At 44.1% G+C, this 14,906-nt stretch carries 13 protein-coding genes; 10 read left to right on the forward strand and 3 right to left on the reverse strand.

What is annotated here, in order from left to right; all coding sequences use genetic code 11:
* Positions 1-85: 85 nt before the first annotated feature.
* The 8 genes from hchA (at position 86) to OC23_RS07925 (ending at position 10,567) form a co-directional block, all read left to right on the forward strand.
* Complete coding sequence (gene hchA, locus OC23_RS07890; RefSeq protein ID WP_038344022.1) at positions 86-961, forward strand: glyoxalase III HchA; 876 nt, start codon at positions 86-88, stop codon at positions 959-961.
* 152 nt (positions 962-1,113) lie between these two features.
* Positions 1,114-2,112 carry a 2-dehydropantoate 2-reductase gene (locus OC23_RS07895; protein ID WP_038344023.1) on the forward strand — a complete coding sequence of 333 codons (999 nt, stop codon included), beginning with the start codon at positions 1,114-1,116 and terminating at the stop codon, positions 2,110-2,112.
* Between the two features lie 772 nt (positions 2,113-2,884).
* Positions 2,885-3,946 (forward strand): HlyD family secretion protein, encoded by a 1,062-nt coding sequence (locus OC23_RS07900; RefSeq protein WP_038344024.1) that lies wholly within the window; start codon positions 2,885-2,887, stop codon positions 3,944-3,946.
* Between the two features lie 24 nt (positions 3,947-3,970).
* Positions 3,971-5,518 carry a DHA2 family efflux MFS transporter permease subunit gene (locus tag OC23_RS07905; protein ID WP_038344025.1) on the forward strand — a complete coding sequence of 516 codons (1,548 nt, stop codon included), beginning with the start codon at positions 3,971-3,973 and terminating at the stop codon, positions 5,516-5,518.
* 159 nt (positions 5,519-5,677) lie between these two features.
* The gene (locus tag OC23_RS07910; RefSeq protein ID WP_038344026.1) at positions 5,678-6,496 is read left to right on the forward strand and encodes a hypothetical protein; all 819 of its coding nucleotides are present in this window, start codon (positions 5,678-5,680) and stop codon (positions 6,494-6,496) included.
* Positions 6,493-8,079, forward strand: a complete 1,587-nt coding sequence (locus tag OC23_RS07915) for a GH3 auxin-responsive promoter family protein (protein WP_038344027.1) — start codon at positions 6,493-6,495, stop codon at positions 8,077-8,079. The genes OC23_RS07910 and OC23_RS07915 overlap by 4 nt, the downstream gene beginning before the upstream one ends.
* The gene (locus OC23_RS07920; protein ID WP_038344028.1) at positions 8,076-9,392 is read left to right on the forward strand and encodes a TolC family protein; all 1,317 of its coding nucleotides are present in this window, start codon (positions 8,076-8,078) and stop codon (positions 9,390-9,392) included. The genes OC23_RS07915 and OC23_RS07920 overlap by 4 nt, the downstream gene beginning before the upstream one ends.
* A gap of 11 nt (positions 9,393-9,403) precedes the next feature.
* Positions 9,404-10,567, forward strand: a complete 1,164-nt coding sequence (locus OC23_RS07925; RefSeq protein ID WP_038344029.1) for a hypothetical protein — start codon at positions 9,404-9,406, stop codon at positions 10,565-10,567.
* A gap of 61 nt (positions 10,568-10,628) precedes the next feature.
* Here the strand turns inward: OC23_RS07925 and OC23_RS07930 are convergent, their stop codons facing one another.
* Positions 10,629-11,099, reverse strand: coding sequence for an SRPBCC family protein (locus tag OC23_RS07930; protein ID WP_038344030.1), 471 nt, complete (start codon positions 11,097-11,099; stop codon positions 10,629-10,631).
* On the reverse strand, positions 11,077-11,436 hold the full coding sequence (locus OC23_RS07935; protein ID WP_038344031.1) for an ArsR/SmtB family transcription factor: 360 nt from the start codon (positions 11,434-11,436) through the stop codon (positions 11,077-11,079). The genes OC23_RS07930 and OC23_RS07935 overlap by 23 nt, the downstream gene beginning before the upstream one ends.
* 346 nt (positions 11,437-11,782) lie before the next feature.
* Here OC23_RS07935 and OC23_RS07940 point away from each other — a divergent pair, with 346 nt between their 5' ends.
* A complete protein-coding gene (locus OC23_RS07940) occupies positions 11,783-13,987 on the forward strand; it encodes an OsmC domain/YcaO domain-containing protein (protein ID WP_038344032.1) in 2,205 nt (734 codons plus the stop codon).
* A 161-nt stretch (positions 13,988-14,148) separates the two neighbouring features.
* Positions 14,149-14,337: a heavy-metal-associated domain-containing protein gene (locus OC23_RS07945; RefSeq protein ID WP_038344033.1), complete on the forward strand. Its 189-nt coding sequence runs from the start codon at positions 14,149-14,151 to the stop codon at positions 14,335-14,337.
* 101 nt (positions 14,338-14,438) lie between these two features.
* Here OC23_RS07945 and cueR read toward each other — a convergent pair whose 3' ends face one another.
* On the reverse strand, positions 14,439-14,897 hold the full coding sequence (cueR, locus tag OC23_RS07950; protein ID WP_038344034.1) for a Cu(I)-responsive transcriptional regulator: 459 nt from the start codon (positions 14,895-14,897) through the stop codon (positions 14,439-14,441).
* Between the last annotated feature and the right edge of the window lie 9 nt (positions 14,898-14,906).

The following is a 14,906-nucleotide window of genomic DNA, read 5'->3' on the forward strand; positions in this document are numbered from 1 at the left end:
TGCCTGTTCGTACTCAGTCCTTGAGTATGGCAGGCGGCTCACGCAATATGCTTATAAATAAAACGATGCAATGAGGAAACCTGAAATGACAACAAATACTGATGACCGTCAACCAACACCAGACACCGCAGAAGACAATGCTTTTTTCCCGTCGCCGTATTCATTGAGCCAATATACCTCGGCCAAGACGGACTATGATGGTACCACCTACCCACAGCCGTACCAAGGTAATAAAAAGATTTTAATGATCGCAACAGACGAACGTTATATCTTGATGCAAAACGAAAAATTCTTTTCTACCGGCAACCATCCTGTAGAAATGTTGCTACCTATGTTCCATCTGGATAATGCCGGTTTTGCCTTTGATGTGGCAACACTGTCAGGCAATCCGGCCAAACTGGAAATGTGGGCGATGCCACGTGAAGAACCAGTTGTTTTAGAGACTTACAAGAAATATGAAAAACAGCTCAAGGCCCCGCTAAAACTCGCCGATGTACTCGAGCAAGCCTTAAGTACCGACTCACCTTATGCGGGCATCTTTATACCGGGTGGACATGGCGTACTGGCGAAGATTCCACACAGTACCGAAGTCAAACAGCTCTTAAAGTGGGCGCTTGCCAACGATAAATATGTGATTACCTTGTGTCATGGACCAGCAGCATTACTGGCCGCAGCGGTTGATGAAAATCCGCAAGACTATATTTTCAAAGACTATCAGCTGTGTGTTTTCCCGGATGCATTAGATAAAGGCGCAAATATTGACATCGGTTATATGCCAGGGCAACTGCCGTGGCTGGTCGGTGAAAATCTGCAAAAGCTTGGTGTTAAAATCCTGAATACAGGAATTACCGGTCAGGTGCATCAAGACCGGAAACTATTAACAGGTGATAGTCCACTGGCTTCCAATAATCTGGGTAAATTGGCAGCAACAACTTTACTGGCCGATCCAGAGTTACGTTAATTGCTTGAGATCAAAAAGAAAGCCTGACATCTACTGTCGGGCTTTTTTTATTTAAACCTACCTAGAGGTCTCAATTGTCAACTCAATGACAATTTTCATCACTGCTTCAGGTTAAAGTCACTCACAAGGATGTGAACTGAACAGGATATTCAATGAAAATATGTATTTATGGTGCTGGAAATATTGGTTGTTATCTGGGAGGCAGACTGGCAGCCGCAGGTTGCAAGATCGAGTTTATTGTACGTCCCTATATTCGTCAGCAGTTACAACAATACGGTCTGACCATTTCGGATTATTTGGGGGTTCAACATACGATTGCGGCAAACCAGCTGCAATTGAGCGATGATCCACAAGTTGCAGCACAAGCAGATCTTGTTTTTGTCTGTGTCAAGTCGGCCGCCACAGCGCAGGTTGCCCATGAGTTAAATACTGTTTTAACAAACAAGACCTTGATTATCAGTTTTCAAAACGGTTTGGCAAATACGGAGATTTTAAAACAACTTTTGCCAGATCAAACCGTGCTGGCGGGCATGGTACCTTTTAATGTCGCGGCTTTGGGTAATGGCGTATTTCATCAAGGTACAGCAGGGGCTTTATATATCCAGCAGCACATGTCAATGCATCAATTGATAAACGCATTTAAAACTGCCGGACTGGAACTCAAACCGTCATCTGATATGCAGGCAATACAATGGGCCAAGTTAATTCTTAATCTGAATAATTCAGTGAATGCCTTGTCACAACGCCCTTTAAAGCACCAGCTCTCGATCCGTGAATATCGTCAATGTCTGGCAATGGCACAAATGGAGGCTCTCAAACTGCTTAAAATTGCAGGAATTAAGCCCGCACAACTGACGGCCTTGCCAGCACAGATGCTTCCAGCGGTATTAAGATTGCCAGATTTCATTTTTAATCGGGTCAGCAAGAACATGTTAACCATTGATCCATTGGCACGTTCTTCTATGGCAGATGATCTTATCGCAGGGCGAAGTACTGAAATTGACTGGATCAATGGTGAGGTCGTGCGTTTAGCACAACAACTCAATCTGGAAGCGCCAGTCAATACCAAACTGGTTCAACTGGTCAAACAGGCAGAAAACTCCCCCAGGGCATGGTCAGCACAAGCGCTTAAACAGGCATTGCAAATATAAAGTAAAGCAGGCACTAAAAACAGCGCTCTGGCTATATGATGGGCTTGTACCCGTAAGCAGTTTAGAAGAGTCCAACAGTATTTTATGAAGATATTATTAAAAAAATTTATATATTGAGGTCTACAAGAAAATATTGATATTTTTGGCAGAAAATCATCATAATTTGAACCATATCTCAAAAGTATATAGTTCAAATAACAATTCACTATGCCTGCTTTAATTATTCTAATTATTTATATATTTTAAATGATTTATTTAAGTTTATATTATAAATTCATCATCTAAACCTGAATTTGATTTATCCTTCTTTTTAAAAATCAATATAAAATGATTTAATCTATTTTTTACATTTCTATAACGTTATATCACTTCTGTTATCGAAAGCTATTGATGCCTATAAAACAACCAAACAAAATGGCCTAAGAAGTTAAAGTGTGAAATTTCTGGTAAAAAAATTAAAAATAATATATATAGGTTTAACAATATTATAGATAACTTTTTAAGAATAGGCGAAGCTTGATAAATGAGGCCAGGTCCAAAATTACATAATTTTTAAATATAGTTTTTATAATATCCTGTCTACTGACAGAAATAGAAAGAAAAGCTGTCTAAAAAGTCAATGTTATTTATTTGGCTTAAGAATGATAATTTGCCCCAATTTTTACCCCGTAACGTTTTATTGAATAAAAAATAGATGAAAAGTTACGTAAAAAGTCTCCATTGACGTATTGGAGAAATAAGAAATTGAATATTACAAATAATTGGAATGAATATGGATAACGTAGCTCAGCTAGAAACTGATACTAATTTCCAAAGTCGAAAAAAAGTAACATGGGCTGTTTTTAGTGTACTGTTATTATTTTTAATCACTGGCATCATATATTATTTCTTTGTATATCGTTATTATCAGTCTACCGATAATGCTTATGTTCAGGCTGATGTAACCTGGGTTATGCCCAAAATCGCAGGTGAAGTGGTTGAACTGGCAATCCGGGATAACCAGTGGGTCAAAAAAGGGGATCCTCTGGCTATACTGGACCATCGTGACTATCAGGCACGCTATGAGCAGGCACGTTCTGTGGTTACCTTAAAACAGGCCGCTCTTGCAGTACAGCAACAAAATGAGAAGTCAGCCAAGTCGTCTATCAGTGAAGCAAACAGTGGTGTTATTGCAGCACAGGCTGACCTGTCACGCTTGAAAAAAGACTTTGAGCGCTATCAGGACCTGTTAAAAGATGGTGTGATTACCCGCCAGAACTTTGAAACTGTCCAGTCCCAGTATCTGACTGCCCAGGCACAATTGAGCAAGGCGCAAGCTGCCGTAAATGCAGCTGAAGCCCAGTTAGGCAGCTTACAGGCAAGTAGAGCCCAGATTCTGGCAGATATTCAAAATGCCAATGCCAGTCTGGATCTCTACCAGATCGATCTGGCCTCGTCCAGGGTACTTAGCCCGGTAACGGGAAAGGTCGGCAGCCTGGCAATCCAGCAGGGCTCACGGGTCTCTCCGCAAACGCGCCTGATGGCCATTATTCCTGAAAACAGCTTATATGTGCAGGCAAACTTTAAAGAAACCCAGATCGAAAAAATGCATATTGGCCAGCAGGTCAAGCTAAAGGTTGATGCTTATCCAAGCCTGACCTATACCGGCAAGATTGAAAGCTTTTCTCCGGCATCCGGTGCAACGTTTTCCTTGATGCCGCCAGATAATGCCACAGGCAATTTTAACAAGGTTGTACAACGTATTCCTGTACGGATTGCCCTGGATTCAAGTCCGCATATTGAGCTGATAAAACCTGGAATGTCGGTCAGTGCAACGGTTGACCTGAGAACCTGATCATAAAATTTTAGGTACTACATGATGAATCAGCCTGTCGCAAGTGAGTGGAAATTCCCCAGAAAAACCGCCTGGGTCATTTTCGCTGCCATGATCTTTGGCAATTTTATGGCCATTCTTGATATCCAGATCGTTGCCAGTTCTTTAAATGAAGTCCAGGCTGGCATGAGCGCCAGCCGCTATGAAGTGACCTGGGTTCAAACGGTCTATTTGATTGCCGAGATTATTGCGATTCCGATGTCGAGTATTGTCTCGCGCGTGCTTTCCACACGGGTGTATTACACCATGTGTGCCGTGGGTTTTACCCTGAGTTCCTTGCTGTGTGCACTGGCGTGGAATCTGGAAAGCTTGCTGGTTTTTCGTGGTATTCAGGGTTTTATGGGCGGTGGCATGATCCCGACCTCGATGACTGCACTCTATCTGCTTTTTCCGGAAGCAAAACGTTCATTGCCCCTAGTAACTTTCGGAATGGTCAGTACTTTAGGTCCTGCAATTGGCCCCACGATTGGAGGCTGGCTCACCAATAATTTTTCATGGCACTGGATGTTCCTGATCAATATCATTCCGGGAATTATGATTGCCACAGTGATTTACTCAGGCCCCAATATTGACCGAGCCAATTATTCACTGATCAAGAGCATGGACTGGCTCAGCCTGATTGGCATGGCCATGTTTCTGGGCGGGCTGGAATATTTCCTTGACGAAGGCGCCCGGCATGACTGGCTTGCAGACTCAGGCGTTCGCATTGCATTTATGATCTGCCTGATCGGGGGCATGATTTTCTTCTCCAGAAGCTTTACCCAGCCGAAGCCTTTACTGGATTTAAGCGTATTCAAGAACAAGAACTTTACTCTCAGCGCGATTACAACTTTTGTCATCGGCATGGCTTTGTATGGTCTGGGCTATATGATTCCGGTTTTTCTGGGGCAGGTGCGGGAAATGAACAGTAGCCAGATTGGTCATGTCATGATGGTGACGGGCGTGGTGATGTTCTGTTTTGCCCCGTTGCTTGCCTGGCTGATTCCCAACTTTGATACCCGGAAAACGGTATTTGCCGGAATGATACTGGCCGGATTCGGGGTATGGTTGAATTCACATCTTAGCATTCACAGTGATTATGACTTTATGTTCTGGCCACAGATCTATCGGGGTATTGGCCTGATGATCTGCCTGATTGTGGTGTCGCATCTGGCCATGAGTACCTTGCCACTGAGTAAAGTTGCCGATGCCAGCGGTATTTATAACCTGATGCGTAACATTGGCGGGGCCGTTGGACTGGCCCTGATTAATTCATCCCTGGACTGGCTGACCGCCTTGCATGTGACCCAGATCAATCAATACATGACGCCACAAAACTGGCTTTTTGTCGAAAGGCTCGATCAGCTTACCGCACAATATCAGGAGGTCGGTACAGATGCCCGGCAGATCGCGCTGAGTGTAATTTACCGCGATATCCATTATCAGGCGCTCACATCTAGTTTTAATGATTTATTACGCATGCTCGCAATCATTATGTTTGTGACCGCATTTTTAACCATCTTTATGGACCGGGGGAAGAAAATGGATATGTAGCGATTTCAATCATAGAGGGTGATCGGCAAACAATGACAAAACAACAGGGCTTAATAACAACATAACCCTTGATAAGAAAACAACTTTTATAAGCGTTTTTTGATATCTCTTTTATGAGGTAGGGGAACTCGCGTAGCCAGATTTAGAGGTAAAAGTATTATGATTCAGACAACATATAAACTGATTTCAAAATTAAACCAGAAAGAAACCACCTATGGCCAATATTTTGAAAAAGAGCAAATTGATCTTGACCGATTAAAAGTAATGTATTCGATCTATGAGCAATATTATGAAAATACCAGATTTTCTATTTTTCTAGAGGATTTTAAAAAGAAAAGTGGCGCTATCCTGATTTTTAATAGCCAGACCGATGAAATTGTGGGTTTTTCTACTGTTGTTGTACAGCATTTCTATTTAAATGGTAAGGACTATACCGTTTTATTTAGTGGCGATACCGTCATTTTGAGAGAATTCTGGGGAACCCGTACACTTCAAAGCACCATGCTCAAGTTAATGATCAAGCTCAGAATTAGATATCCATTTAATGAATTGTACTGGTTATTAATTTCTAAAGGTTATAAGACCTATTTATTACTTGCCAATAATTATTATGTGTATTATCCGAATATCAAGGATGAAAATCAGCACCTGTCCTCGGTGATTGAACACTACTGCGAAAATTTCTTTGGCGAATATTACGATAAAGAAGCCGGCTTATTGAATTTTGGCGATGATTATCAACCGTTAAAAGGGGATATCGCGCCGATTACGGCTGAAATGCGGGAAAAGAATCCGAATATCCATTTCTTTGAGCAAAAGAACCCAACCTGGACGGTTGGCACTGAACTGCCTTGTATTGGACGTCTGGGCTGGAAAGATATTGCCCGTTTCCCAATCAAGTTGATGAGGAAACCGGTAAGCAAAGGCAAGTGTGAGGCCTTTTTAAGCTCAAAAGGTCGCAGGGAGGCTATTCAATGAAACCGAAAGAATGGCTGACCACAGCTTCGCACCTGATTTTAAAGCAATGGTGTAATACCTCTGACCGGAGTTTTAAAAAGGGCTTTGGTGCTCTAGAGGCGACCCAGCGCCAAATTTTACATTCAATTTTACAAAGCGCTCATTTAGCCCGGGATCAGGGCGTCACCAGTTATGAGCAATTTGCCAGCACATTTCCAGCAAGTCGCTATAGTGACTGGCGTGAACAGATCCAGCAGTATCGTGAACAAAAGCTCGCGCTTTCCAGCAGCAAGCTGGTCCGTTTCCAGCCAACCAGTGGTTCAAGCGAACAGATCAAGTTTATTCCGTATACCAAGCTGTTTCTGGATGAGCTTGATCATGCCATTGCGCCGTGGATGGCCAGCATGTACCGCAAATGTCCACAACTTGGTTCGGGAACACATTACTGGTCGGTTTCATGGTTACCTGAAAGCCAGCGAGAAGTGTTAAAAGACAAGAACCTGAATGATGACAGCGCCTTGCTGGGAGTGGGTAAGCGGATTTTATCCAAGTTTACCCAGGCCGTTCCCAGCAATGTTGCGTTTGCAGCCAATGCTGATGATGCGTTATTTGCAACGGTTTGCTATCTCGTTGCCAACCGTCATCTGGCGATGATCTCGGTCTGGAGCCCGACCTTTGCATTGCAGTTGCTTGAACGGCTGGAATCGCTACAACAGGAAGTGATTGAAGTACTGGAAAGTGGCTTATGGGGGGCACGCCAGCATTCCCTGAAAGAGGTCACAGCCCCTTATAGCCCGGAAAGTGCACAGGCCCTGATCAACAGCTCGAATGGCGAACAGATTGATTTTAAGCAGCTTTGGCCAAGATTAAGTCTGGTTTCGAGCTGGGATACCGCCGGCTCCAGCGCTTGGGCAGAAAAACTAAAACAGAGATTGCCCGGCGTACAGTTTGAGGGGAAAGGATTATGGGCGACCGAAGGTGTGGTGACCATTCCTTATAATGATCAATATCCGCTTGCCTATCAGAGTCATTTTTATGAATTTGAATATCTGGAAGGCGAAAAACAGGGCCAGATCATTCCGTCATGGCAACTGAAGCTCGGTGATGTGGTAAGCCCGATTTTGACTTCAGGTAACGGCTTACTACGTTATTGTCTGGATGATTGCCTGCATGTCACTGGCTTCCTCGAACAAATTCCATGTTTTGAATTTCAGGGACGCCGCTTCGGGGTCGATCTGGTGGGAGAGAAACTTGCGCCTGAAACAGCCCGGCAATTGCTGACACAGCTCAATGATACCCAGTCCAAGGCGATTTCCCTGCTCGCTGTTGATACCGAACAGCAGGTCAAACCATTTTATTGTGTCCTGTTTGAAGGTGAGATCCACCACAGTATCAACGATGAGTATATCGACCGTCTTTTACGGCAAAACTTCCATTATGAGCTTGCCCGTAATCTGGGACAGCTGGATCGTCCACAAATCCGGCAGGCCAGTAATGGATGGAATGCCTATAAAAAACTGGTGATGTTGGATGGCATCATTGAAGGCAATATCAAGCCTGAACCGTTAAAGAAAATTACCCTGAATAGTCTGGAACAACTATGAAGAAGGGGAACAGACTATTCAACACGGGAGTTTTGCCTTTCCGGTCTGTCCTGTTGGGGGCATTACTGATTTCAAATGCCCTGCATGCCATGACGCTGGATGAGGCACTGTCTGCAAGTTTAAGACATGAAAGTCAGCTACAGGTTAGCCGTCTTAGTGTTAACCAATCCACAGCAATGCTGGAACAGGCCAGACAGCGTGATGGATTAAAGCTTAATCTGGTCGGGCAACTTGATTATGAGCGGGTGGAAACACCAGCTCAGGTCATGTTCCCGACAGAGGGCAATCGTAAGGGACGCAGCCTGCAATTGCAGCTGGATTATCCGGTATATACCGCCGGACGGCATCGTCTGGGGATCGAGGTTGCCAAAAACCAGTTATCTGCCCAGGCACAGGGACTGTCTGACCAGCGATCGGAAACGATCCTGAACACAGTCATGGTCTATACCGATGTCTTGAAGAAAAAAGCGATTCTGGAATTACGCAAAAAAACCATGTCCAATCTGCAACGTTCTCTTTATGAATCGCAACGGCGTTTTGATGTCGGCATGATTACCCGTGCCGATCTGGCCCAGGTTCTGGCGCAGGTGGCTCAGGGACAAGCCGATATTACCCAGGCACAATCCAATCTCACGGTAAGTGAAGCGCAGTTTTATCAAATTACCGGCCTCAGCGCAGAGAATCTGGTTGCCATCAAACAGTTGCCCGCAATTCCTGCCAGTGTCGATGAAATTTTGGCAAGGACGCACAATCATCCTGCACTGATACGGGCAAAATATGAGAAACAGGCTGCTGAAAAGCAATATGCCTTAACCAGACGTGAACTCTGGCCAACCGTACTGCTGACCAGCCGTGCCGGCAAGCAGCATGAAGCCAGCTATATAGGCTCTGAAAGTAATAACTACATGGTTGGCGTGCAATTAAATGTGCCACTTTATGATGATGGCTTGAATCGGGCCAATATCAGAAAGGCACAGGCTGATGTCGATCTGGCCAACCAGAAGATCAGGGCACTTGAGCTAGATTTGAAGCAGCGCGCTCAAACCAGTTACGCACAACTGCAAAGCATCAGGCAAAACAAAGATGCCTTGCAAAATGCCATCGATGCAGCATCAATTGCCTTTATTTACACCAGAAAAGAGTTTGATTTAGGGACAAAAACCACATTTGACCTACTAAATACAGAACAAAAATTACTGGACGTCCAGACCCAGAAAACCGTCAATGAACAGGATGAGGTTGTTTTTGTCTATCAACTCCTGGACCAGATGGGACAATTGAACCAGCTGGTTTTACCCCAGACTACAGAATAAGTGAACCATAAATGCAGACACATTCTTCATCCATAGAAAACACCCTGATTACACGAGAAGCGACATTGGCAGATGATCAGGCATTAAGGCAGTTGATTGCCGTGCCGATGACCACCAAGGGGGTGCAGATCAGTTTTCAGCGAGAACCGAGCTATTTCAAGGCATCGGATATCCTGTACCGTCACAAGCTTCATGTGGTGATTGAAGATACGGAAAACCAGAAAAACGTAGCCTGCTATAGCAATGGTTACCGGCCTTGCCATGTTAACCGGAAAGTACAGAACCTCAGATATGCCAGTGACTTACGTGTAGATCATCAGTATCGTGGTAAATCGCTGGTCAGGATGCTGGGGCAGCATGTGAAAAACAGCATGCATGCGCCGGATTTTAGCCAGATGATTATATTTGATGATAATCATGCTGCGCGTGCTGCCATACAAACGGGTAAATCAGGCATGCCTGACTATTATGATGAAGGACTGATTGAAACCCTGACGCTGACACATCTTGGCAACAACCGGAAAATCAAGGCCTTTATAGAGCATACAGCCCACAAAGCAACCAGCATTAACGGGATAAAATCTTGTGTGGCAGGTCCTGAACATCTGGCCGCAATGAATGCGTTTATTGCCGAAATGTCACAGCATTATAATTTTATTCCGGCCTATGATTTTGAAGAGCTGCATCAGGGACATCACTATTTTTCAGGGCTTCAGCTGTCCGATTTTCGCCTCTATTTTGAACATGACCAACTGGTCGGCATGTATGGTTTATGGAACCAGCATGGTATTAAGCAGACCAAAATCCTGCATTACAGCCCGGCCATTGCGGTATTCCGCCCTCTATATAATCTTCTGACCGGTATTACCAAAAGCATGCCATTGCCTAAAACCGGTCAGTCGCTGAAATACCATGTCCTGCACAGCTTGCTGTGCCATCCTGATAATTTGGCCTTACATCATCAAATGCTGGAAGATGCCTATAAACAGTCAAAACAGCAGGGAGTAGGTGTGGTGAGTTTTACACTTTCACATAAAGATCCACGTTACCAGCTTAACCGCTTTTATACCGGGGAGCGGTTAACCGGTATGCATGGTTTTATTAGTTTTCAGGGCGATCCACGCCCCAATTTTGACAACAGTCTAATTCCGTATCTGGAAGTTGGACGAATCTGACTGTAATGCCCAAAATTCCTCAAGCGTTTCAGGCATTGAGGAATATTCGGGCTAGATAAGGCTAGGCTTTGAGGGCTTTGGCATACTCAACCAGTTGATCGATTACGGTTCCCCAACCTTCAAAAAAGCCCATGTTTTCATGTTGCTGACGGGCTTCAGCAGAACGGTGTCTGGCAATTGCAGTATATCTGGTGGCGCCATTGCCTACATCTTCAAGCAACAGAATCGCAGTCATAAACGGATGTTCTGCCGGTTTCCAGTCTTCTGTATAGGTATCGGTAAAGACCAGTTTTTCACCGTCAATCACTTCAAGATAGACGCCTTCATTCTTGATTTCGTTGCCGTCTACATCAAAAACTGTATTGAATTTTCCGCCAACTCTTAAATCGATTTCACAGGCTTTGACAGAGTGTGGACGGGGAATAAAAAAGTGCCGAACATGCTCGGGGGTAGTCCAGCATTCCCAGACCAGTTCACGCGGAACCTCAATCACTCTTTCCAGTTTTAAATCAGTCTTCGGGTCCAGTTTCATTTTGTCTTTTCCTTTTTAATTCGAGTGCATAACGATCAAACTGATTAAGTCTTTGTTGCCAGATCATCCGTTGCTCACTTAACCAGTCTTGCATAGGTGTGAAAGCATCGGGAGCTAGCGCACAAGTTCTGATTCGTCCATTTTTTTCAGAATAAATCAGCCCGGCATCTTCTAACCTGTTTAAATGCTTGAGAAAAGATGGCAGAGCCATATCGTGCTGTTCAGCCAGTTCGGTAATGGTAGCTGGCCCAAAAGACAGCCGCGTTAAGATGTCTCTACGCGTCGGATCACTGAGTGCACTGAACAACACATCGAGTCTAGAATCATACTTAGCCATAAAGCTAAGTATTGTATATTTATTGACCCGATGTCAATAGTGCTTAGAACACGGGTTAAGGTGAATAGCCCGATTGTAGCGATGGACAAGTAACACCCGAAAGGCGATCAGCCCCTCGATATTTCTAATTGTTCATAAAAAGGCTAGAAAAACAGACAAAAGTTATCAATTACACAAAATGCTTCTATAATAGCGCCCATTATTACTAAGGTCAGTGTGTAGATAAAGTGACAAGATGACCTTAGCCACAGTTTTTCTAAGTCTATTGCTTATCTACGATTCGGCTTATAAATCCATATTTTCAATCTTATGTGCTTGCAACACATAAGAATATTTAGGTGCTCGCATGGAAATCAAGGTTAATTATCTCGACAATCTTCGACAAGAAGCGAAGTTTGATGATTTTACGGTAATCGCCGATCAGCCAATCCGCTATAAAGGTGATGGCTCAGCACCAGGCCCATTTGACTATTTCCTCGCTTCATCTGCATTGTGTGCTGCCTATTTCGTGAAGGTATATTGTGCTGCACGCAACATTCCAACAGACAACATCCGTTTATCACAAAACAATATTGTTGATCCGGAAAACCGCTATAAACAGATTTTTAAGATTCAGGTCGAATTACCTGCCGATATTTCGGAAAAAGACCGTCAGGGAATCTTGCGTTCCATTGACCGCTGTACAGTCAAGAAAGTGATCCAGACCGGCCCGGAGTTTGTGATCGAAGAAGTAGAAAGCATTGATGCGGATGCACAAGCATTGCTGATGCCAAGCCTGACATCGGAAAACAATACCTATATTCTGGGCAAAGACCTGCCACTCGAACAGACCATTGCCAATATGTCCGAAATTCTGGCCGGCTTAGGCATGAAGATCGAAATCGCATCGTGGCGCAATATTGTACCGAATGTCTGGTCATTACATATCCGTGATGCACAATCGCCGATGTGTTTTACCAACGGCAAAGGCTCAACCAAAGAAAGTGCTTTGGCATCGGCTCTGGGGGAGTTTATCGAGCGTTTAAATTGCAACTTCTTCTATAACGACCAGTTCTGGGGCGAAGAAATTGCCAATGCCGAATTTGTACATTATCCAGATGAGAAATGGTTTAAACCGGGCCCAAATGGCGAGTTGCCAGCAGAAATTCTGGATGAATACTGCCTTGAAATTTACAACCCGGATGATGAGTTACTTGGTACACGCCTGTACGATACCAACTCAGGAAATACCGAACGCGGGATTTGTTCACTGCCATTTGTTCGGCAGTCAGACAATGAAGTGGTGTATTTCCCTTCAAACCTGATCGAGAACCTATACCTCAGTAATGGTATGAGTGCAGGCAATACCCTGGCAGAAGCACAGGTGCAATGCCTGTCTGAAATTTTTGAACGTGCGGTCAAGCGTGAAATCTTGGAAGGCGAGATTGTATTACCTGATGTACCACAAGAGGTGTTGGCAAAATATCCAGGTATTGTGGCAGGTATCCAGGGCTTGGAAGAACAAGGTTTCCCTGTACTGGTGAAGGATGCCTCATTAGGCGGTCAATTCCCGGTAATGTGCGTGACTTTAATGAACCCGCGTACAGGTGGTGTATTTGCCTCATTTGGTGCACATCCAAGCTTTGAAGTGGCATTAGAGCGTAGTTTGACCGAGTTACTGCAAGGCCGTAGTTTTGAAGGGTTAAACGATCTGCCACAGCCGACATTCCAGAGCAATGCAGTCACTGAACCCAACAACTTCGTTGAGCATTTTATTGACTCAAGTGGTCTGGTTTCTTGGCGTTTCTTTAGTGCCAAATCGGATTACGATTTTGTTGAGTGGGACTTCACCAATGATGGTAACAACTCGAATGCTGAAGAAGCAGCGGAACTGTTTGGCATCCTTGAAGAAATGGGCAAAGAGGTCTACATGGCCGTGTATGAGCATTTAGGTGCAACCGCATGTCGTATCTTGGTACCTGATTATTCTGAGATTTATCTGGTTGAAGACCTAATCTGGGACAACACCAATAAAGCCTTACTGTTCCGTGAAGATATCCTGAACCTGCACCGGCTGGATGAAGCACAGCTTGAAGCTCTGGTTGAACGTTTAGAAGAATGTGAACTGGATGATTACACCGAAATCACTACCCTGATCGGAATCGAGTTTGATGACAATACCGTATGGGGACAATTAACCATTCTGGAACTCAAACTCCTGATTTATCTTGCATTGCAACAGTTTGAGGAAGCGAAGGAACTGGTTGAGACCTTCTTGCAATACAATACCAATACTGTAGAACGCGGGTTGTTCTATCAATGCATGAATGTGGTGTTAGAAGTTTTACTAGATGATGAAATGGAACTGGAAGATTACGACACCAATTTCCGCCGTATGTTTGGCAATGAACGTATGGATGCCGTGGTTGGTTCTGTGGAAGGTACGGTTCGCTTCTATGGCTTGACACCAACCAGCATGAAACTGGAAGGGCTTGATCGTCATTTACGTCTCATCGACAGTTATAAAAAATTGCATAAAGCACGGGCAAAAGCAGTCGGCTTAAATGTCTAAAAGATATTCATTATCGTTAAAGGTGCATGGCAATCATGCACCTTTTTTATGACTGGAATGCTAAATAAAATTGTAATTTAAATGGAAATACACTTGACCTTACCATTATGGGAAGCTTTATAGTGTGTTTATCTCGTTAAATCACTGAATGGAGTTTTATGATGGAATTTCATGTTGAAAATATGACGTGTGGTGGTTGTGCGCGTGGTGTAACCCGTGCCATTCAGGCGGTAGATGCCAATGCAAAAGTCATTACAGATCCACCAAATCGCAGTGTAAAGGTTGAAACTACAGCCTCGCAGCAACAAGTGGCTGAGGCTTTGTCTGAAGCAGGTTTTCCGCCACGTTAATTCTGTGGTTGAATCAAAAGCGGCTATAACAGCCGCTTTTTTGTGTGGTAAAAAATACCCTAAAAATAAAAGGCAATCATTAGATTGCCTTTTATTGTGTTTTACTTGCGCCCAGTGAGTGGCGTAAGTGAGAGCAAATCATTATGATGATGAATGTCTTTGGTTTCATGACTTGGCTCTTTTAAGCCTTCCAGAATCGGACAGTCAGGGCGATTGTCACCCGCACAGCAATCGACCAGATTTTGCAGGGTTTGTGCCATTTGCTGCAAGTCGTGGATACGTTCTTGCAACTTTTGGATATGTGCCTGAGCCAGCTGTTTTACATCGGCACTCTGCCGGTTACGATTATTCCATAAATCCAGCAGATCACTGATTTCTGCCACAGAAAATCCCAGTTCACGGCTACGTTTAATAAATTTCAGACGTTCGATATCATTGTCCGAATAGGAACGATAACCGGCATCGCTGCGTCCTGCAGCCGGAATCAAACCAATTTGCTCATAATAACGAATCATCTTGGCTGTCACACCTGAAGCCTGAGACACTTTACCAATATTCATGAGATGCTC

The organism is Acinetobacter sp. A47 (assembly GCF_000805455.1).
Lineage (GTDB): Bacteria > Pseudomonadota > Gammaproteobacteria > Pseudomonadales > Moraxellaceae > Acinetobacter.

Coding starts and splice junctions, on each gene's coding strand:
- hchA (WP_038344022.1), top strand. CDS start 86: ATGACAACAAATACTGATGACCGTCAACCAACACCAGACACCGCAGAA.
- OC23_RS07895 (WP_038344023.1), top strand. CDS start 1,114: ATGAAAATATGTATTTATGGTGCTGGAAATATTGGTTGTTATCTGGGA.
- OC23_RS07900 (WP_038344024.1), top strand. CDS start 2,885: ATGGATAACGTAGCTCAGCTAGAAACTGATACTAATTTCCAAAGTCGA.
- OC23_RS07905 (WP_038344025.1), top strand. CDS start 3,971: ATGAATCAGCCTGTCGCAAGTGAGTGGAAATTCCCCAGAAAAACCGCC.
- OC23_RS07910 (WP_038344026.1), top strand. CDS start 5,678: ATGATTCAGACAACATATAAACTGATTTCAAAATTAAACCAGAAAGAA.
- OC23_RS07915 (WP_038344027.1), top strand. CDS start 6,493: ATGAAACCGAAAGAATGGCTGACCACAGCTTCGCACCTGATTTTAAAG.
- OC23_RS07920 (WP_038344028.1), top strand. CDS start 8,076: ATGAAGAAGGGGAACAGACTATTCAACACGGGAGTTTTGCCTTTCCGG.
- OC23_RS07925 (WP_038344029.1), top strand. CDS start 9,404: ATGCAGACACATTCTTCATCCATAGAAAACACCCTGATTACACGAGAA.
- OC23_RS07930 (WP_038344030.1), bottom strand. CDS start 11,099: ATGAAACTGGACCCGAAGACTGATTTAAAACTGGAAAGAGTGATTGAG.
- OC23_RS07935 (WP_038344031.1), bottom strand. CDS start 11,436: ATGGCTAAGTATGATTCTAGACTCGATGTGTTGTTCAGTGCACTCAGT.
- OC23_RS07940 (WP_038344032.1), top strand. CDS start 11,783: ATGGAAATCAAGGTTAATTATCTCGACAATCTTCGACAAGAAGCGAAG.
- OC23_RS07945 (WP_038344033.1), top strand. CDS start 14,149: ATGGAATTTCATGTTGAAAATATGACGTGTGGTGGTTGTGCGCGTGGT.
- cueR (WP_038344034.1), bottom strand. CDS start 14,897: ATGAATATTGGTAAAGTGTCTCAGGCTTCAGGTGTGACAGCCAAGATG.